At 67.9% G+C, this 17,909-nt stretch carries 16 protein-coding genes, 3 tRNA genes and 1 pseudogene; 11 read left to right on the forward strand and 9 right to left on the reverse strand.

What is annotated here, in order from left to right:
* Positions 1-23: 23 nt before the first annotated feature.
* Both ACFWDI_RS10705 and ACFWDI_RS10710 read right to left on the reverse strand, forming a co-directional pair.
* On the reverse strand, positions 24-1,841 hold the full coding sequence (locus ACFWDI_RS10705) for an urease subunit alpha (protein WP_385302818.1): 1,818 nt from the start codon (positions 1,839-1,841) through the stop codon (positions 24-26).
* Positions 1,825-2,508 (reverse strand): urease subunit gamma, encoded by a 684-nt coding sequence (locus ACFWDI_RS10710; protein WP_385302820.1) that lies wholly within the window; start codon positions 2,506-2,508, stop codon positions 1,825-1,827. Before ACFWDI_RS10710 ends, ACFWDI_RS10705 begins: the two co-directional genes overlap by 17 nt.
* A 565-nt stretch (positions 2,509-3,073) precedes the next feature.
* Between ACFWDI_RS10710 and ACFWDI_RS10715 the strand changes: the two are divergent.
* A pseudogene (locus ACFWDI_RS10715) lies at positions 3,074-3,202 on the forward strand (peptidylprolyl isomerase); the annotation flags it as partial.
* Between the two features lie 293 nt (positions 3,203-3,495).
* Here ACFWDI_RS10715 and ACFWDI_RS10720 read toward each other — a convergent pair.
* Complete coding sequence (locus tag ACFWDI_RS10720) at positions 3,496-3,897, reverse strand: Ku protein (RefSeq protein ID WP_385302823.1); 402 nt, start codon at positions 3,895-3,897, stop codon at positions 3,496-3,498.
* Between the two features lie 86 nt (positions 3,898-3,983).
* Here ACFWDI_RS10720 and ACFWDI_RS10725 point away from each other — a divergent pair, with 86 nt between their 5' ends.
* The 4 genes from ACFWDI_RS10725 (at position 3,984) to ACFWDI_RS10740 (ending at position 5,764) form a co-directional block, all read left to right on the forward strand.
* Complete coding sequence (locus tag ACFWDI_RS10725; protein ID WP_385302826.1) at positions 3,984-4,223, forward strand: hypothetical protein; 240 nt, start codon at positions 3,984-3,986, stop codon at positions 4,221-4,223.
* A 132-nt stretch (positions 4,224-4,355) separates the two neighbouring features.
* Entirely contained in the window at positions 4,356-4,646 is a 291-nt protein-coding gene (locus ACFWDI_RS10730; RefSeq protein ID WP_385302908.1) for a hypothetical protein, read from the forward strand.
* A gap of 172 nt (positions 4,647-4,818) precedes the next feature.
* Positions 4,819-5,325, forward strand: a complete 507-nt coding sequence (locus tag ACFWDI_RS10735; RefSeq protein WP_385302828.1) for an RICIN domain-containing protein — start codon at positions 4,819-4,821, stop codon at positions 5,323-5,325.
* A gap of 124 nt (positions 5,326-5,449) precedes the next feature.
* Positions 5,450-5,764: a hypothetical protein gene (locus ACFWDI_RS10740; protein ID WP_385302831.1), complete on the forward strand. Its 315-nt coding sequence runs from the start codon at positions 5,450-5,452 to the stop codon at positions 5,762-5,764.
* A gap of 144 nt (positions 5,765-5,908) precedes the next feature.
* Here ACFWDI_RS10740 and ACFWDI_RS10745 read toward each other — a convergent pair whose 3' ends face one another.
* Positions 5,909-6,928, reverse strand: coding sequence for an IS30 family transposase (locus ACFWDI_RS10745; RefSeq protein WP_385302899.1), 1,020 nt, complete (start codon positions 6,926-6,928; stop codon positions 5,909-5,911).
* 207 nt (positions 6,929-7,135) lie between these two features.
* Between ACFWDI_RS10745 and ACFWDI_RS10750 the strand changes: the two genes are divergently transcribed.
* Positions 7,136-7,894, forward strand: coding sequence for a tyrosine-type recombinase/integrase (locus ACFWDI_RS10750; protein WP_385302901.1), 759 nt, complete (start codon positions 7,136-7,138; stop codon positions 7,892-7,894).
* 155 nt (positions 7,895-8,049) lie between these two features.
* On the opposite strand, the gene ACFWDI_RS10755 is transcribed toward ACFWDI_RS10750, so the two are convergent.
* The 3 genes from ACFWDI_RS10755 to ACFWDI_RS10765 all read right to left on the reverse strand — a co-directional run bounded on the left by ACFWDI_RS10755 (position 8,050) and on the right by ACFWDI_RS10765 (position 8,466).
* Positions 8,050-8,123 (reverse strand) — tRNA-Ile (locus tag ACFWDI_RS10755).
* 192 nt (positions 8,124-8,315) lie between these two features.
* A tRNA-Asn gene (locus tag ACFWDI_RS10760) sits at positions 8,316-8,388 on the reverse strand.
* Between the two features lie 5 nt (positions 8,389-8,393).
* Positions 8,394-8,466 (reverse strand) — tRNA-Asn (locus ACFWDI_RS10765).
* Between the two features lie 173 nt (positions 8,467-8,639).
* On the opposite strand from ACFWDI_RS10765, the gene ACFWDI_RS10770 reads away from it, so the two are divergent.
* The 5 genes from ACFWDI_RS10770 to ACFWDI_RS10790 all read left to right on the forward strand — a co-directional run bounded on the left by ACFWDI_RS10770 (position 8,640) and on the right by ACFWDI_RS10790 (position 14,455).
* Positions 8,640-8,939, forward strand: a complete 300-nt coding sequence (locus ACFWDI_RS10770; protein WP_362680678.1) for a YtxH domain-containing protein — start codon at positions 8,640-8,642, stop codon at positions 8,937-8,939.
* 36 nt (positions 8,940-8,975) lie between these two features.
* Complete coding sequence (locus ACFWDI_RS10775) at positions 8,976-10,421, forward strand: FGGY family carbohydrate kinase (protein ID WP_385302833.1); 1,446 nt, start codon at positions 8,976-8,978, stop codon at positions 10,419-10,421.
* 91 nt (positions 10,422-10,512) lie between these two features.
* The gene (locus ACFWDI_RS10780; RefSeq protein ID WP_385302836.1) at positions 10,513-12,246 is read left to right on the forward strand and encodes an ABC transporter ATP-binding protein; all 1,734 of its coding nucleotides are present in this window, start codon (positions 10,513-10,515) and stop codon (positions 12,244-12,246) included.
* Positions 12,243-14,165: an ABC transporter ATP-binding protein gene (locus tag ACFWDI_RS10785; RefSeq protein WP_385302837.1), complete on the forward strand. Its 1,923-nt coding sequence runs from the start codon at positions 12,243-12,245 to the stop codon at positions 14,163-14,165. Before ACFWDI_RS10780 ends, ACFWDI_RS10785 begins: the two co-directional genes overlap by 4 nt.
* Before the next feature lie 41 nt (positions 14,166-14,206).
* The gene (locus ACFWDI_RS10790; protein WP_385302838.1) at positions 14,207-14,455 is read left to right on the forward strand and encodes a hypothetical protein; all 249 of its coding nucleotides are present in this window, start codon (positions 14,207-14,209) and stop codon (positions 14,453-14,455) included.
* Positions 14,456-14,618: 163 nt separating this feature from the next.
* Here the strand turns inward: ACFWDI_RS10790 and ACFWDI_RS10795 are convergent, their stop codons facing one another.
* The gene (locus ACFWDI_RS10795; protein ID WP_385302839.1) at positions 14,619-15,872 is read right to left on the reverse strand and encodes an RNA polymerase sigma factor; all 1,254 of its coding nucleotides are present in this window, start codon (positions 15,870-15,872) and stop codon (positions 14,619-14,621) included.
* Between the two features lie 127 nt (positions 15,873-15,999).
* Entirely contained in the window at positions 16,000-17,904 is a 1,905-nt protein-coding gene (gene dnaG / locus ACFWDI_RS10800; protein WP_385302841.1) for a DNA primase, read from the reverse strand.
* Positions 17,905-17,909 lie beyond the last annotated feature (5 nt).

Raw genomic sequence — 17,909 nt, forward strand, 5'->3', positions numbered from 1 at the left:
GGCCGATAACGGGGAAAGCGGGATCAGAACAGGAAGTACCGCTGGGCCATGGGCAGTTCGGTGGCGTAGTGCCGTCCGATCTGTTGCCCGTTCACCGTGGTGCGTACGTCGGATGTGGTGGCGCCGCCGATGGTGACGTCGAAGGTGTCCGGGTCGATGACGATCTCCGGCCGGCCGTCGTTGTGCACCATGTCGGCCTTGGTCACCTGACGCGTGGACTTGATCGAGCGCAGCGGCTTGAGCAGGCCGATCTGGGACAGCTCGCCCTCGACGGCCAACTCCGGCACGAAGTTGAAGGAGTTGCTCTTTGGAGATTGGCCACTGAACCCCCACACCGGGCGCGGCAGGAACGGCTGCGGCGTCGGAATGGACGCGTTGGCGTCACCGACCTGCGCGTACGCGATCTGGCCGCCCTTGATGACCATGTGCGGCTTCACACCGAAGAACTTGGGTTCCCACAGCACCAGGTCCGCGAGCTTCCGCGTCTCCACGGAGCCGACCTCGTCGTCGATTCCGTGGGTGATGGCCGGGTTGATCGTGTACTTGGCGACGTAGCGCCGGGCCCGGAAGTTGTCCGCCTCGGAGGTGTCCTGGCCCAGGTGTCCGTAGCGGGACTTCATAACATGCGCGGTCTGCCAGGTCCGCATGATCATCTCGCCGATGCGGCCCATGGCCTGCGCGTCGGAGGACATCATCGAGATGGCGCCCATGTCGTGCAGCAGGTCCTCGGCAGCCATGGTGGAGGGCCGGATCCGCGAGTCGGCGAAGGCCATGTCCGCCTCGATCTCGGGATTGAGGTGGTGGCACACGATCATCATGTCGACGTGCTCCTTGACGGTGTTGACCGTCAAAGGCCGAGTCGGATTCGTCGACGCGGGCAGCACGCTCGCCTCGCCCACCAGGCTGATCATGTCGGGTGCGTGACCGCCGCCGGCACCTTCGACGTGGAAGACGTGCAGGCTGCGGTACTTCCCCTTGCCGTCCTTGGTCGCGGCGAGGGTGTGCTGCACGAACCCGGACTCGTTCAGCGAGTCGGCGTGCAGGGCGACCTGAACGCCCGTCTCGTCGCACACCCTCAGAGCCGCGTCGATCACCGCAGGCGTGGCACCCCAGTCCTCGTGGATCTTGAAGCCGAGGGCGCCGGCGGTGACCTGGTCGCGCAACGCCTTCTCCGAGACCGTGCTGCCCTTGGCGAGCAGACCGATGTTGACCGGGTAGGAGTCCAGCGCCTCGAACATCCGCTGGATGTGCCACTTGCCGGGTGTCACGGTGGTGGCGGTACTGCCCTCGGCGGGCCCGGTGCCGCCGCCGATCAGTGTGGTCACACCCGACGCGAGTGCTTCGTGGATCTGCTCGGGGCACAAGAAATGCACGTGGGTGTCGACGCCGCCCGCGGTCAGGATCCGTCCGTTGCCGGAGATCACCTCCGTCTCGGGCCCGACGACGAAGTCCGATGCACGTTCGTGGTTGTTGGGCCTTGGTGACATCGTCTCGGGGTTGTACGCCTTGCCGATCGCCTGGATCCGGCCGTCGCGCAGACCGATGTCGGCCTTCACCACGCCCCAGTGGTCCAGGATCAGTGCGCCTGTGATCACCGTGTCCACCGGCGTCCGGGTATCGTCGCGCGGAATGTGCGACTGGCCCATCGACTCGCGGATCACCTTGCCGCCGCCGAAGATCATCTCGTCGCCGCTGCGGCCAGGCCCGCCACTCCAGTCCTCGTCGATCCTGATGACGAGGTTGGTGTCGGCGAGCCGTACCCGGTCGCCGGTTGTCGGGCCGTAAAGCTCGGCGTACGTGGACCGCTTCAGAGGGCTCGCATATTCAGTCGCGCTGCGCATCGAGGTGCACATCCTTTTCGCTCTTCCCGGCCTGAAGTCCCCTGACGATGCGGTCCCCCGCGATAGGCACCAGCTGCACGGTGCGTTCGTCACCTGGCTCGAATCGATCCGACGTACCCGAGGGGATGTGCAGCCGCTTGCCGTGTGCCGCCTTTCGGTCGAAGCGGAGACCTTCGTTGACCTTGAGGAGACCTTCGTTGACCTCGGCGAAGTGATAGTGCGAGCCGATCTGGATCGGGCGGTCCGAGGGGTTGTTCACGAGCAGTTCCACGGGCTGTTGGCCCTCGTTGAACTCCACCGCGGATTCATCGTCGTCCGGGAGAAGCTCCAGCTTGCCCGGATGGACATCCACGTCCTCGGCCGCCTCGTCGAACGGATCGTGAATGGTCACCAGCTTCGTCCCGTCCGGGAACGTCGCCTCGACCTGCACGTTGGCGATCATCTCCGCGACGCCTTCCATAACTTCGCCGCGCTTCACCACACAGCGGCCGGACTCCATGACCGAGTCCACCGTCGCACCGGCCCGGGCCTCCTCATACACGTGCGCCGTCAACAGCGCCATGACCTCGGGATAGTTCAGCAGCAGCCCCCGCTCACGGCGCCGCTGGGCAACATCCGCCGCGACATGGACCAGCAGACGTTCCTGCTCATGCGGAGTCAGGTGCATACAGTCCCCCTTCCTACTCATCGCTTGACCTGGGCGGCGAAGATTCACGAGGGCAGCGTGATGCGTGCTGGTCTGCCGGAGGCCGCAGGTTGATCATCGAAGGCGAGATAAGCGAGAAGACGGAGAAACTCTTCCCTATCCCCCTAATGGAGTGATAGGTGGTCAGGCGGTGCGGGGGCACGCCGGAGGTCTTCATGACACCCCTGCAGGCCTCTGCCGCACTGCCCTGGTGGATGTGGCCCGCCTCGGCCCTGAAATGGACGTCGCCGAAGTCACCGCCGCCCAGGCCCGCCGCGTCAGCGAGGAAAGAGCCTGGCGGTCCGAATTCGGACGATGCGTTCCAGGCGGCTCGCGGCCCGGTCCTGGAGCGGCTGCAGCATGCCCACCCGCAGGCTCGGCGAGGTCTGGCGGAAGTGGGCCCGGATGATGGAGGGACGCCGCGCCCCTCGACACGACTTCGACGGGATCTCCGCTCGCATGCTGCCGCCGTTGACTTCGAACTGCCCAGCCCGCCGTCCCACTCCGTGCCCAACATCTTTCACAGGGCCGCCCGGCACGTTGCTACCCGTACCTGCTGACGATGGCGAACTCCGGCCCCAACACCAACAACTCGCAGTTCTTCATCATCCTCGGGGCCAACCCCTCGTTCGACGGCAAGCACGTCGTCTTCGGCGAGGTCACGGAGGGCCAGGAAGGCAGAGCAGGCTGCTGGTCTCGTTGCTCACGCTCGTCTTGGACACGCTCGCACCCTAACCAGCAACATGATCGGCCTGGGCCCCTGGCCCTCCCCAAAGGGGCAGCCGTGAGGCACCGGGCTTACTTCGCCCCAGCTCGGAAGAGGGACTCGAACCTCCGCGCAGCGGATTCCCCTTCCACGCGCAGAGGCTCCAGCCCGGCGTTCGGGGCGGAGCCTCTATGGCCGTTGCCGCAGGCCAGGACGTCGGCGAGCAGACTACCGACCGGCGACGGGCTACAGATGGCAAGCTGCTACGGCATCTTCGGCAGCCTCACGAGCAGGGCGTACGGCCTCTCGGCACCCGGACCCGCGGGGCCTGCGTAGTAGGGCCGGGCGAAACTGATCGGGTCGATGTCCGCGCCCGGCACGAAGCCGAGCACCTCGCAAGTGTGCTTGGTCGGCAGCGGCAGGCGCGCCAGGTCCGCCTCGGTGAGCGGCACCACGCTGCCGTCGGGCATCGCGAAGCCGCGCCCCACTTCCTCGTACGGGATCTCCCGGCCCTCGGCACGACAGAAGCGCCGGTGCTCGACCCGGCTGCCGTCCAAGGCGTGGATCTCGTGGAGTCTCACGGCGTGCTCCTCGGTCGCCCCGTGCAGCCGGACGGGCAGCGCAACCATCCCGAACTGGATCACACCGGACCAGATGGCCCTCATGACCCCAGCGTCGGCCGCTGCCGGTCGGGGCGCATCCCGCATGTCTCCCCATGCGCCAGAAATCGAACACGTGCTCTAATTAAGCCATGGCGCGAAACGGCTTCCCGGACGACCTGGTGCAGATGCAGAGGGACTGGATCCGCACATACGAGGAGCTCGCCCAGTGCTCCCCCGTGGCCAGCACAACGGCGCTCCGGCGCCGCCTGACCCTGCTGTCGTGCCGACTGGCCGGTCACCCGTTCTGGACCGAGGCGGGTGGTTCGCCGGCGGCCAGGGTGCAGCTGCGACACCACGCCCGTGCGCCCGGCTGGAGGGAGGTGGCATGAACGAGATCACCGAGACACAGCGCCGGATCCTGATCTTTACCGACCACATCGAAGGTGTCCGGGTTACTCGTTGGAGCGATGTGTAGCCCCCTCGCGTTCTGCTTTACCGAGCGTGGAAAGCCTCTTCGTCAAGTGGCGTTGAGGGGGCCGGATGCGGCGAGGGATGGTCCTCGGGGACCTTCGGGTGCAGGCCATGAAGAGGGTCGGTGGTGGCTGGTCGTACACAATCCTCTGGCCGGACGGGACCGTGGACGAGGAGTCGGACGGCTTCCTGCGGACATCGGCCGGCTCTCCCCCCTCAAGCACCGCAACCTGAACCTGCTCGGCCGCTACAGCTTCACCGCGTCCACCCCGGCCGTCGGCGCCCTGCGTCCGCTGCGCGACCCGGACGCGCCGGAACTGGACGACGACGTCGCGGAGTGAACCCGGGCGGCGCCGTCGATCTCGGGCCGTAGCTGGTCGGCGAGGGCGCGGGCTTCCTCCTCTCGGCCTTTTCGTCTGTTCAGGTGTTATAGAGGGTAAACGCTTGTCTTGGGAGAGTTGCCTCAAATATCAAGACCCCAGCGACTTGTGTCACTTCCATGGAAGGCGTCCCATGAAACTCTCCCGTTGGTCCGCAGGCCTCACCGCCGTGGTGTCCGCCACCCTGCTCGCGAGCGCGCAGGTCCCCGCGTCCGCCACCACGTTCACAGCGGAGTTGGTAGCGCGCAACAGTCAAAGGTGTGTGACGGTCGACGGCGCGGTCACCACGAACAACGGCAGGGTGGTCCAGTGGGACTGCGTCGACGTACCGAACCAGAAGTGGAAGCTGGTGGCCACCAGCGCCGGCTACTACACGGTGAGGGCCGAGCACAGCAGCAAGTGCCTGACGGTCGACGGCGCGGACACCGGGAACGGCGGCAGGGTGGTCCAGTGGGACTGCCTGGTCGACGTGCCGAACCAGGAGTGGAGGCTCGTCCAGAAGGACAGCGGCTACTTCTCCATCGAGGCCCGACACAGCGGTAAGTGCCTGACGGTCCAGGGAGTCAGCACTCAGAACGGTGCCGCACTGGTCCAGTGGGAGTGCAACGAGGGCCACAACCAGCACTTCCGGCTCGGCTAACGCCAGCCGACGCGCTATCCCAGCAGCCTTGAAGACACCACCAGTAGCTTCCCGGTCGAAGACGGGCATACGAGGGTGACGAACAGGCACTTTCCCCCCTTTACCGGAGTGAAGGAGATTCGCCATGACCACGGTTGCAGAGCTCCAGCCCGACCCGAATCGGGCCGTGCGCATCGTCAGCCACCGCGAGAGCAGCAACGGCGTGTACTACGACGGGATCGTGCGTGCGGTCACGTGCGCGAACGCCGACCAGAACCTGTACGCCGTCACGCTATACAAGCCGACGTACAACAGTGAGTCCACGCACTACGTCTACGGCACAGACCAGGTGACCGAGCCCACCCGGACGGCAGCGCCCGCGGACACTGAGCGGTCGTACGCCGATCGCCAGCGGGCATTCGACCGGCAAAACGCCGGGTTGCCCCCGGAGGACAACTAGCCGCTCACAGGTCGTTTTCGCCCTGCCTGGGCGCCGCCCGGGCCCGAGGACACATCGCACGTGATCAGCGTCAGGCGGTCGTGTCGTTTCCCAGCCGATCGGCCCGGACCCGTCACGGCCGTCTGTCGTCAAACGATGGCGGGCTCAAGCGGTCAGCGCATCACCGCTGTTCAGAAGGTCAGCGTAGACCTCTGCCGGAGTGCGGTAGCCATGGGTCTTGCGCGGACGGTAGTTGAGCTCGTGGGCGATGGCGTCCAGGTCGGCCTGGCTGAACGTGCGGAGGTCCGCCCCCTTGGGGAGGTACTGCCGCAACAGTCGGTTGGTGTTCTCGTTGGTGCCGCGCTGCCACGGGCTTCGTGGCTTGCAGAGATAGATCGGCATACCCGTCTCGGCGGTGATGGCCTGGTGTTCGGCCATCTCGCGGCCCCGGTCCCAGGTGAGCGTCCGCCGCAGCTGGGGCGGGATTCCAAGAAGGCTTCGGGTGAGGTGCGGGGCGACCTGCTCGGCCTTGATGCCGTCCGGCAGCGCGACGATGGCGGTGTAGCGGCTGGTGCGCTCGACGAGGGTGGCGACCGCTGAGGGCCGGGTGCCCATCACGAGGTCTCCCTCCCAGTGACCGGGGATCTTGCGGTCCTCGACCTCGGCGGGGCGGGCGCTAATGGACACCATGCCGCGGATCACGCCCCGCCCGGTCGGCCGGCGGGCGACCTTCGGGCGGCGCATGGGTCGCGCGGTCCGCAGCCGTTGGGTGAGGCTGCGGTCGATTGCCTGGCGGCGGCGCGGATCGAAGAGCGAGAGGTAGATCGCCTCGTGCGAGATCTGCATGGAGACGTCGCCAGGGAACTGACGCCGCAGCCAGCCCGCGATCTGCTCAGGCGACCAGCACAGGGCCAGTTTTGCCTCCACCAGGGCCCGCAGTGCGGGTCGTTGGACGAGTTTGGCCTGCTTGGGCCGACGCCCCCGCGCGTAGGCAGCCGCGTCGGCGATCGCGGCGCGGTAGTGGTCCCGGCCACCGTTGCGAGCGATCTCGCGGGAGACAGTCGACGCCGATCTGCCCAGCCGCCGGGCCAGTTGCCGGGCGGATTCCCCAGCAGCGATGCCGCGGGATATCTCCTCGCGCTCGTGGCCGGTCAGATGGCGCTCTGATCGCTGCTGCGGGGCCAGGCGGACGCCGCCGCTCTGGTAAGAAACCGGCGTACGTGGTGCATCGGTGCCCCGAGCGCCCGCCCCATCAAGCTGAACGACTGCCCCTCACGCCAGCGTCTCCAGATCTCATCCTGCTGAGCTGGCGAAAACCCGTAGTCACGCACCTGTGCCTCCACGACGACATGATCATCCGTGGGTGGTGCGTTGATCACTTGAGGGTGCCTCCTGCGCGAATGGAAGGCCAAGCAACAGCGGGAGCGCGAACAGTGGTCCGAGGTCGGCGCCTGGGTCGAGTCAGGTCTGGCCTTCACCCACGAAAACGGTGAGCCGATTCACCCGGACTGGGTCAGTCGGCGATTCAAGCGCCTGGTTGAGCTGTCCGGGCTGCCCCCGGTCCGCCTCCACGATGCCCGGCACATCTCAGCGAGCCTTTCATTGCTCGCAGGGAACGACATCAAGGTCGTGCAGGAGAAGCTGGGCCACAGCTCACGGCAGATCACCTCCGACACGTACACCAGCGTCCTGCCCGAGCTGCTGCGCGCCGAGGCAGAGTCGACGCTGTCCGTCGTCCCGCGCGAAGTGTCCTACAGGGTGCATCAGACGCTGAAGATCCCGGAGAGTGCGTTTAGGGACGGGCTGGCCATCGTGTACGCCCATGCCGCGAGCTCCGGCGACCTCTGGGCGGTGGGCGCCCTGCTTCGGCACGACGGCGAACTGCTGGGGGAGATCAGAGCCCCCGTGCGCTCTCCCGAGCAGGCGGCGGCTGCCGCAGAGAAGTGGCTGCGCGAGCACTGCACCGAGGGCAGCTTGCAACTGGTCCGAGTCGAGAACCTGCACACGGCTGTACCTGAGGATCAGCGGCAGCACCTCACCTTGGTGCGCTTCGTGATCGGCCGCGTCACTGCATCCGATGTAGCCGGCTGGCTGGAGCGAGCCCAGAAGGACGACGGCGCGGACGAGGGACCGGGCCAGGAAGCCGCATAGGGACACGCGGCTGAGGCGTGTCGTTGCCGCCTCTGTCCACACACTGTCCACACACTGAGTGGACAACGGCAGAAACGGGCCGTCACGATCACCAGCAAGATCCACCTGACCAGCGAAGACGCTGCTCAGATCGTTTCTCCACGCGTAGCACGTTGTGGGGCGGGTGGGACTCGAACCCACGGCCGACGGATTATGAGTCCGCTGCTCTAACCGGCTGAGCTACCGCCCCTAACGGCGCGTCGCGCACATATGTGCGCGCCGTCTGCCGCAGCATAGCCGCTCATACGATCTCCTGCCTCGGATGGTCGGCAACGCACAATCATGAGGACTGTGCTGCCCGCTGCCCGGTTCCAGAAGAGATCGAAAAGTCCTGCAGGACACACGAAAAAGGACCCCCCAAGGGGTCCTCTTCCGGTATCTGCTCCCCCGGCTGGACTCGAACCAGCAACCCTCCGGTTAACAGCCGAATGCTCTGCCAATTGAGCTACAGGGGATCGCGCTCCCCCGACTGGACTCGAACCAGTAACCTGCCGGTTAACAGCCGGCTGCTCTGCCAATTGAGCTACAGGGGATTGCTGCATGTGCACCGAACGTACCCACCTCAGAGCGTCCTGGGGGGCGTGTGCTCGCTGCGACACATACATTAGCGCAAGCAGGGGGGTGCTCCGCCAATCGGTATGCCCGGGGTGATCTCGGGCCGCGCCGGGTAGGCGGGCAGCACCGACGCAAGGGAAGGGTGGCAGCCATGCGGTACAAGCTGACGTTCGTCATCGGACTGGCAATCGGCTACGTGCTCGGCACTCGGGCCGGCCACGAGCGCTACGAGCAGCTCAAGAAGTCCGCGCGCCAGTTCGCCCAGAACCCCGCCGTGCGCAATGCCGCCGAGTCGGCAGCGCACAACAGCCGCGAGGTGGCGGGCAAGGCCTTCCACACGGTGAGCGAAAAGGTCGGGGAACGGGTACCCGACTCGGTTGCGGAGCGGGTGCGGTCCCTGCGGGAGCGGACCGCGGCCGGTGAGGACGACTGGGGAACGAGCAACACGTGACGAGATACCCCCACGGGTGCGGCAGAATCTTCTGACATGGGGATAGTCGCCGGGCTGGACAGTTCGTCTGCATTCACGCGCATCGTCGTCTGTGACGCGGACACGGGCGCCGTGCTGCGCCAGGGGTACGCGCCGCACCCCGTCGAGGCGAAGGCCACCGAGATAGATCCGCAGGCCTGGCTGCTGTCGCTCGGTGAGGCCGCGACCGGCGGGCTGCTGGAAGGCGTACAGGCCATCGGGGTGTCCGCGCAGCAGCACGGACTGGTGGCGCTGGACCGCCAGGGCAATCTCGTACGGCCCGCGCTGCTCGGCAACGACAAGCGGGCGCAGGTCGCGGCGGCGGATCTGATCGATGCGCTGGGCGGGCGGCAGGCCTGGGCCGAGGCGGTCGGCTCGGTGCCGCAGGCCGCTCAGCCGGTGGCGAAGCTGCGCTGGATGGCGCGCTCCGAGCCGGAGCTCGCACAGCGGGTCGCGCTGGTGATGCAGCCGCACGACTGGCTGGTGTGGCAACTGCTCGGCCGCCCGGCCCGCAGGACCACGGACCGCGGCGGCGCCTCCGGCACCGGGTACTGGTCCGCGGGCAGCGGGTCCTACCGGCCCGATCTGGTGGAGCTCGCGCTCGGGCACCAGTGCGCGCTGCCCGAGGTGCTCGGCCCGGCCGAGGCGGCCGGGACGACGCCCGAGGGGCTGCTGATCTCCGCCGGGACCGGCGAAACGATGGCGGCGGCGTTCGGGCTCGGCGTCGGGGCCGGCGACGCGGTGGTGTCGCTGGGGGCTTCGGGTTCCGTGATGGCCGTGCACCATGAGGCGCTGGCCGATCCGAGCGGGATGATTACGTCGTTCGCCGATGCGACCGGGATGCATCTGCCGGTCGTGCACACGCTCAATGCCGTAAGGGCGCTGCGCGGAACGGCCGAGCTGCTCGGTCTGGAGGGCCTCGACGAGCTCTCCGCGCAGGCGTTGAAGTCGACGCCGGGATCGTCCGGGCTTGTGCTGCTGCCGTATCTGGAGGGCGAGCGGACTCCGCAACTGCCGCACACCGCGGGAACGCTGAGCGGGCTGCGGCGCGAGTCGATGAAGCCCGAGCATCTGGCGCGGGCCGCGTTCGAGGGCATGCTCTGCTCACTCGCGGACGCGATGGACGTACTGCGCGGGCGCGGGGTCGACGTACGCAGGGTCTTTCTGCTGGGTGCGGCCGCCGGGCTGCCCGCCGTACAGGCCTCGGCGCCCGCGATCTTCGGGGCGCAGGTCGTCGTACCGCAGCCCGCCGACTATGCGGCGGTGGGCGCGGCCCGGCAGGCCGCCTGGTCGCTCGGCGTCTCGCGGGGGACGCTGTCGCCGGCCGCTCCGCCGGCCTGGCAGGGCGCGGCCGCGCAGGTCTTCGAGCCCGGTGAGGATCTGGCGGTGGGTCAGGCGGTGCGCCAGCAGTACGGTGCGACGCGGGATCAGATTCATCCGAGGGCGTTCAACCCGACTTCTTGACCCCGCCTTGGGTTAATGGCTTGAGATTCCAGGGGTGGAGTGTCGGAAGATGGGGTGACCCCCCGATCTTGCCGACCTCGAGAGACTGCGTGTGCTAATACGACTACTGCGGACGCACCTGCGTCCGTACAAGAAACCCATCGCCCTGCTCGTAGCTCTCCAGCTGCTGCAGACCAGCGCCACCCTCTATCTGCCCACCCTGAACGCGGACATCATTGACAACGGTGTCGTGAAGGGGGACACGGGTTACATCCTGGAACTCGGCGCGCTCATGATCGCCGTCAGCGTCGTCCAGGTGTTCTGCAATATGGGAGCGGTCTTCTACGGCGCACGGACCGCAGCCGCGCTCGGGCGGGACGTCCGCGCGGCCGTCTTCGACCGGGTGCAGAGCTTCTCCGCACGGGAGGTCGGGCAGTTCGGTGCACCGTCGCTGATCACGCGTACGACCAATGACGTCCAGCAGGTGCAGATGCTGGTCCTGATGGCGTTCACGCTGATGGTGTCGGCGCCGATCATGTGCGTCGGCGGCATCATCATGGCGCTCGGCCAGGACGTGCCGCTGTCGGCGGTGCTGCTGGCCGTGGTGCCGGTGCTGGGCATCGCGGTGTCGCTGATCGTCAAGAAGATGCGGCCACTGTTCCGCACCATGCAGGAGCGCCTGGACACCGTGAACCGGGTGCTGCGGGAGCAGATCACCGGCAACCGCGTCATTCGCGCCTTCGTACGGGACGAGTACGAGAAGGAGCGCTTCCGCGAGGCCAACAACGAGCTCACGGATGTGTCGCTGTCCACCGGCCGGCTGATGGCGCTGATGTTCCCGACCGTCATGACGGTGGTGAATGTGTCGTCCATCGCGGTCGTCTGGTTCGGTGCGCACCGGATCGACAGCGGCGCCATACAGATCGGCGCGCTGACCGCGTTCCTCGCGTATCTGATGCAGATCGTGATGGCCGTGATGATGGCCACCTTCATGTTCATGATGGTGCCGCGCGCCGAGGTCTGTGCCGAGCGGATCGAGGAGGTCCTGGGCACGGATTCGAGCGTGGTGCCGCCGACCGAGCCGGTACGGCAGCTGCGCAGGCACGGGCATCTGGAGGTACGGAACGTCGAGTTCCGCTACCCGGGGGCCGAGGAGTCGGTGCTACGGAGCATCGAACTGGTGGCGCGGCCCGGCGAGACGACCGCGATCATCGGGTCGACGGGCAGCGGCAAGTCGACGCTGCTCGGGCTCGTACCGCGGCTGTTCGATGTGACGGGCGGCGAGGTGCTCGTCGACGGCGTGGATGTGCGTGAACTCGATCCGGCGCTGATGGCGAAGACGGTGGGGCTCGTGCCCCAGAAGCCGTATCTCTTCTCCGGGACCGTGGCCACCAATCTGCGGTACGGCAAACCCGGCGCGAGCGACGAGGAGCTGTGGCAGGCCCTCGAGGTGGCGCAGGCCGCCGACTTCGTACGGGAGCTGGAAGCGGGGCTGAACGCGCCGATCGCGCAGGGCGGGACCAATGTCTCCGGCGGCCAGCGGCAGCGGCTTGCGATCGCCAGGACACTGGTGCAGCGGCCCGAGATCTATCTCTTCGACGACTCCTTCTCGGCGCTGGACTACGCCACGGACGCGGCGCTGCGCCGGGCGCTGGCGCTCGAGACCGCGGAGTCGACCGTGGTGATCGTCGCCCAGCGGGTGTCCACCATCCGTGACGCCGACCGGATCGTGGTTCTGGACGAGGGGCAGGTCGTGGGGACGGGAAGCCATCACGAGCTGATGGAGAGCAACGAGACCTACCGCGAGATCGTGCTCTCGCAGCTGACGGAGGCTGAGGCCGCATGAGCGGGCCGGGCGGACGCATGATGATGGGCCCCACCGAGCGGTCCATGGACTTCAAGGGCTCGGGCAAGCGGCTGCTGCGGCAGCTCGCGCCGGAGCGGGCCACGCTGTGGACGATGCTCGGCGCGGGTGTGCTGAGCGTCGCGTTCTCGGTGGTCGGCCCGAAGATATTGGGGCAGGCGACGGACCTGGTCTTCGCAGGGGTCGTCGGCCGTGGGATGCCGGCCGGGACCAGCAAGGACCAGGCGATCGAGAGCCTGCGGGACAGGGGCAGCGGCGGATTGGCCGACATGCTCTCCGGGGTGGACTTCACGCCCGGCAACGGCATCGACTTCGACGCCGTGGGCAAGGTGCTGCTGATCGCGCTGGCGGTGTACGTGGCCGCCGGGCTGCTGATGCTGGTGTCGACGCGGATGTCGATCCGGGTGATCAACCGGACGATGTACCGGATGCGCGCGGACGTACAGGCGAAGCTGTCGCGGCTGCCGCTGTCGTACTTCGACCGGGCCAAGCGCGGCGAGGTGCTCAGCCGGGCGACGAACGACATGGACAACATCTCGCAGACCATGCAGCAGACCATGGGACAGCTGATCAACTCGCTGCTGACCATCCTGGGTGTGCTGGCGATGATGTTCTGGATCTCGCCGCTGCTGGCGCTGGTCGCGCTGGTGACGGTGCCGGTGTCGGTCTTTGTGGCAACGAAGGTCGGCAAGCGTTCGCAGCCGCAGTTCGTGCAGCAGTGGAAGTCCACGGGCAAGCTCAACGCCCATATCGAGGAGATGTACACCGGCCATGCGCTGGTGAAGATCTTCGGACGGCAGGACGAGTCGGCGCAGGCCTTCGCCGAGCAGAACGAGGCGCTGTACGAGGCCGGTTTCAAGGCCCAGTTCAACAGCGGCATCATGCAGCCGCTGATGTTCTTCGTCTCCAACCTCAACTATGTGCTGGTGGCGGTCGTCGGCGGGCTGCGGGTCGCGTCCGGGTCGCTGTCGATCGGCGATGTGCAGGCGTTCATCCAGTACTCGCGCCAGTTCTCGATGCCGCTGACGCAGGTCGCGTCGATGGCGAACATGGTGCAGTCGGGCGTCGCCTCGGCCGAGCGGATCTTCGAGCTGCTGGACGCGGAGGAGCAGGAGCCGGACTCCTCCTCGGTCGAGCGGCCGGAGCAGCTGCGCGGTCAGGTGTCGCTGGACAAGGTGGCCTTCCGGTACGAGCCGGAGAAGCCGCTCATCGAGGATCTGTCGCTGAGCGTCGAGCCCGGTCACACGGTCGCGATCGTCGGGCCGACCGGTGCGGGCAAGACCACGCTGGTGAATCTGCTGATGCGGTTCTACGAGGTGACGGGCGGCCGGATCAGTCTGGACGGCGTGGACGTGGCGAAGATGTCACGCGAGGAACTGCGGTCCGGGATAGGCATGGTGCTCCAGGACACCTGGCTGTTCGGCGGCACCATCGCGGAGAACATCGCCTACGGAGCCTCCCGCGAGGTGACCCGGGAGGAGATCGAGGAGGCGGCGCGGGCCGCCCACGCGGACCGGTTCGTACGGACCCTGCCCGACGGCTACGACACGGTGATCGACGACGAGGGCTCGGGCGTGAGCGCGGGCGAGAAGCAGCTGATCACCATCGCACGCGCGTTCCTCTCCGACCCGGTGATCCTGGTGCTCGACGAGGCGACCAGCTCGGTCGACACCCGTACCGAGGTGCTCATCCAGAAGGCGATGGCGCGCCTGGCCCACGGGCGTACGAGCTTTGTCATCGCGCACCGGCTCTCCACGATCCGGGACGCGGATGTGATCCTGGTGATGGAGAACGGCTCGATCGTCGAACAGGGCACGCATGACGGGCTGCTGGCGGCCGCGGGCGCGTATGCGCGCCTGTACGCGGCCCAGTTCGCGCAGGCGGTGGCCAAGGTCGACTGAAGCACCGGCACATGACGGGGAACACGGGGAGGACCACACGCATGGAGAACAACGCGAAGGACGGCAAAGCAGGCAAGGGGAGCCCGGTGGGTACGGCTACAGCGGCGGGGCTGTCGCTGGGGCTGGGCCCCGGGATCGTCCTCGGACTGTTCGTCTTCGACAACCTGGGACTGGGACTTGGGCTGGGGATGTGCCTCGGGGTCGCCGTCGGCGCGGGGATCGATGCAGCGCGTAAGAAGCGCGAGCCGGGGGCTTCGGACGCATCGGGCGCTTCGGGCGAGGGCGCGTAGGCCTGGGGCTCCGCGGCCGGGCCCCGCGCTTCCATCGCCGACGGGACTGGATTTCGGGTCGACCCGGACCGCGTACGGCCTTCGGCCGTGTCCTCAAACGCCGGACGGGCTTGAGTTTGCCGCCAGTGCGGGAAACTCAGGCCTCGCCGGCGATGGAGGCGCATCAGTCCAGGTAGCCGCGGAGTTGGTCGGCGAAGGCGTGGTCGCGCAGCTTGTTGAGGGTCTTGGATTCGATCTGGCGGATACGTTCGCGTGTCACGCCGAAGATCCGGCCGATCTCTTCGAGCGTGCGCGGCCGGCCGTCGGCCAGTCCGTACCGCAGCTGGACGACTTTCCGTTCGCGCTCGCCGAGGGTGGAGAGGACCGCCTCGAGGTGCTCGCGCAGCAGCAGGAAGGCGGCGGACTCCACGGGGGACGCGGCGTCGCCGTCCTCGATGAGATCGCCGAGTGCGACGTCGTCCTCCTCCCCCACCGGGGCGTGCAGGGAGACCGGCTCCTGGGCGAGCCGCAGCACCTCGCTGACCCGCTCGGAGGGCAGGTCGAGGTGGATGGCAACCTCTTCGGGGGTGGGTTCGTAGCCGCGCTCCTGGAGCATCCGGCGCTGGACCCGTACGACCCGGTTGATCAGCTCGACGACATGGACCGGCACCCGGATGGTGCGTGCCTGGTCCGCGAGGGCCCGGGACATGGCCTGGCGGATCCACCAGGTCGCATAGGTCGAGAACTTGTAGCCGCGGGCGTAGTCGAACTTCTCGACTGCCCTGATCAGGCCCAGGTTTCCCTCCTGGACGAGGTCGAGCATGGTCAGTCCGCGGCCGACATAGCGCTTGGCGACGGAGACGACGAGCCGGAGGTTGGCCTCGATCAGCCGGCGCTTGGCCATCCGGCCCATGACGACCAACTTGTCCAGGTCGATGGCGAGTTGGGAGTCCAGGTCGGGAGTGCTGACAAGCTTCTCCTCGGCGAACAGGCCTGCCTCGACGCGACGCGCGAGATCGACCTCCTCGACGGCCGTGAGCAGGGGAATCCTGCCGATCTCCCGCAGATACTGCCGGAAGAGATCGGACGAGGGCCCACCGCTGTCCGCCCGGCTGCCGGCCCGCGACTCGGGAGGTACGGGCACTTCCACCGGATCCTCGACAACGGTCTCCGGGACCGCTTCTGGTACCGCCTCGGGGTGATGTACGGCCCGGCTCTGCGCGGGGACCTGCGCGGAGACGGCCGCGACAGAGTCGGTCTCGGTCAGGGTCTGGGTCTGCACGGGGGCGACCTCCAGGGTGATCGCTGCCGGTTCGGGGGCGTGCGGCAGCGGGACGGAGGCGGCCGGGCCGCTTTCCGTCCCGTACACGATGAGCGGATCCGCGGGGGTCAGGGGCCCACTGTGGGTGGACCGGCCGCGCTCCGAGGACTCAGGCACCGCACCCCAGTGTGGGGTACGACACATCGCTGCCACGAGGGGCGTGCGGTGACTTTTTGAGTCCCGTGCGTGACCGGGTGGTTACCGAAGGGGGATCTGCGGGGGCCGGAGATGGGCTGGAGATGGGCTAGAGAGCGTCCGCGCCCTGGTTGCGGAGGGACTGGGCGTACTGCTGGAGCACCCAGAGTTCGTTCGCCACGGCCGTGTGGTGCTCCGGGTCGGCGTTCGGGCCGAGGCGGGCGAGGGTGCCCTGGACGTCGCCGATGCGGCGGTCGACCGCGCGCAGGCGGACCTGGACCAACTGGGTGCCGGCGTAGGTCTCGTCGACCGTCCTGGCGTGGATGGCTTCCACGGCGAGCTCGGTGACCATGGCGCGCACCGTGTCGTTCGGTGCGGCGTCGCGGACCCGGGCGAGGTAGTCGGGGCTGTCCTGGGTGCCCTGTTCGGCACCGCCCGCCTCCGCGATGGTCTGGCGGACCGCGGCGTACGGCGGGGCGGTGAACTCGTCGCCGCCGTACGCGTCGAAGGCCGGGGAGACCAGGCCCGGGTGCTGGAGCGCGAGCTTGAGCAGCTCGCGTTCGGTGCGGTGGGCGGGGCTGCGCAGATTGAGGGCGGGGCCCGCCGGGGTCCGCGGGGCGCCCTGCTGCTCGTACGACTGCGGGGCGCGGGACGGCGTCGCCGGGCCGCGGCCGCCGCGGTCGCGGGCCCAGCGCGCGAGCTGGGCGACGCGCTTGACGACGAACTGGGTGTCGAGGATGCCGAGGATGCCGGCGAGCTGCACCGCCGACTCGTGCTGGATGGCGATGTTCTTGATGCCGGCGACGATCGGCGCGGACTCGTCCAGCGCGGCGGCCCGGCCCGCGGGCGTCTCGAGGTTGTGGCGCATCACGCTGTGGCGGATCGCGAACTCGAAGAGCGGCGTGCGGGTTTCGACCAGCTTCTGCACCGCGTCGTCGCCCTCCGCGAGGCGCAGCTCGCAGGGGTCCATACCGCCCGGCGTGATCGCGATGGAGGTCTCCGCGGCGAACTTCTGGTCGTCCTCGAAGGCGCGCAGCGCGGCCTTCTGGCCTGCCGCGTCGCCGTCGAAGGTGAAGATGACCTCGGCGGTGGCGTTGTCCATCAGCAGCCGGCGAAGGATCTTGATGTGGTCGCCGCCGAAGGCCGTGCCACAGGTCGCGATGGCGGTGGTGACGCCGGCGAGATGGCAGGCCATGACGTCGGTGTAGCCCTCGACGACCACGGCCCTGCTGGTCTTGGCGATCTCCTTCTTGGCGAGATCGATGCCGTACAGCATCTGGGACTTCTTGTAGATGCCCGTCTCAGGCGTATTGAGGTACTTCGGGCCGTTGTCGCTCTCGTACAGCTTGCGCGCGCCGAAGCCGACGACATCGCCGGAGATGTCGCGGATCGGCCACATCAGTCGGCCGCGGAAGCGGTCGATGGGGCCGCGGCGGCCGTCCTGGGAGAGGCCGGAGAGGATCAGCTCCTTGTCGCTGAAGCCCTTGCCGCGCAGGAAGCGGGTGAGGTGGTCCCAGCCCTGCGGGCTGTAGCCGACGCTGAAGTGCTGGGCCGCGGCCTGGTCGAAGCCGCGCTCGGCGAGGAACTTGCGGCCGGTCTCGGCCTCGGAGCCGGTCTCCAGCTGCTCGATGTAGAACTGCGCCGCGATCTTGTGCGCCTCCACCAGGCGGATGCGCTCGCCGCGCTGATGAGTGGGGTTGTACCCGCCCTCCTCGTAGCGCAGGGTGATGCCCGCCGTCGCGGCGAGGCGCTCGACCGTCTCCGAGAAGGAGAGATGGTCGATCTTCATCACGAAGGCGATCGTGTCGCCGCCCTCCTGGCAGCCGAAGCAGTGGAAGAGACCCTTGCTCGGGCTGACCTGGAAGGAGGGGGACTTCTCGTCGTGGAAGGGGCAGAGGCCCTTGAGGTTTCCGCCGCCGGCATTGCGCAGCTGGAGGTACTCGGAAACGACGGCGTCGATCGGGACCGCGTCCCGTACCGCCTTCACGTCGTCATCGTTGATCCTGCCTGCCACGCGTG

The organism is Streptomyces sp. NPDC060064 (genome assembly GCF_042736455.1).
Classification (GTDB): domain Bacteria; phylum Actinomycetota; class Actinomycetes; order Streptomycetales; family Streptomycetaceae; genus Streptomyces.